Raw genomic sequence first — 1,010 nt, forward strand, 5'->3', positions numbered from 1 at the left:
TCGTTTCCTGGTGCTCATCGGTTCGAGCCTTCCCGCCCACAACGTGGGCCGCAAGACTCACACTCACCCTGGACCAAGCCAACGGGGTCACGTCACTGGATCGTTGAACGACGGCAGCGGCTGGTTGTTCGCCTGAGCTTCGGCTGAAGCGGCAGCGTGCTGTGCTTTTCCTTGCTGAGTGGCTGCTTGCGCCTTGTTCCACTGAGCGATGGCTTCACCAGCTTGTGCTTGGGCCCAGCGGAGCGTCTGCGCGTAGTCGGTCAGCAACGACCCGCCCCGACGCAAGCATCGGAGGCGTCGAACCACTTGTTGGGTTCGTAACTGAACTTGTCGTGGAACGCGGTAGCGGCTGGACCTTCCCAAGCTCCAGTGTCGATCGCCTTGAGTCCGTCAGCGGCCTGGCAGCGCCCGTAGGGCGCCGAGGCAAGACCTCGAATGGTCGAACTCCAGTCGGCTCCCCGATACCTCGCACACCTCATGACGCCTGCAGCGCTGCAGCTACATCGGGATCAATACGGGTGTGACAATCACTCGGAACCGCGACACCGCGACCTGGGCCCGCTCACAATGCCAGGTCACTACCCCCGTGGCTCGATGACGACTTGGTGGCTCCGTTCTTCTGGTGATTGGGCCCCGGTCGACGAGAACGGCATCGTTTCGTGGGCCCGACTGCTCGTGCGGCCGCTTTGTCCTTGATCAGTCCGTACGGTTGCCGGCCTGCGGCCCGGCGGCAAGGGTCGATACGCCCGTTAGTAGTTCTCCCGCAGGTACTCATACGTCTTGTCGAACAACTCACCTGTCACCGGGAGTCCGAAGTTCTTCAGGGCAGATCGCAGTTCCTTGCGAACCTTCTTGTCTCCGGCGTCACTCTTCGTCCATCCGGTATAAGCGACTTCCGGGACAATCGAGTCGATCCTAAGAGCGTGTCTCAGTAGGGGTGTGGCTGGTCTTGGTGGATGATCTTGGGTTGTGGATGATCTGTCTCGGCGGCTGGTGCCGGATGAGTTGTG

At 61.3% G+C, this 1,010-nt stretch carries 1 pseudogene; it reads right to left on the reverse strand.

The window, feature by feature from the left end:
* Positions 1–87: 87 nt before the first annotated feature.
* A pseudogene (locus AB0K15_RS48055) lies at positions 88–479 on the reverse strand (putative T7SS-secreted protein).
* Between the last annotated feature and the right edge of the window lie 531 nt (positions 480–1,010).

Source organism: Amycolatopsis sp. NPDC049253 (assembly GCF_040678995.1).
In the GTDB taxonomy this organism is placed as follows: domain Bacteria; phylum Actinomycetota; class Actinomycetes; order Mycobacteriales; family Pseudonocardiaceae; genus Amycolatopsis.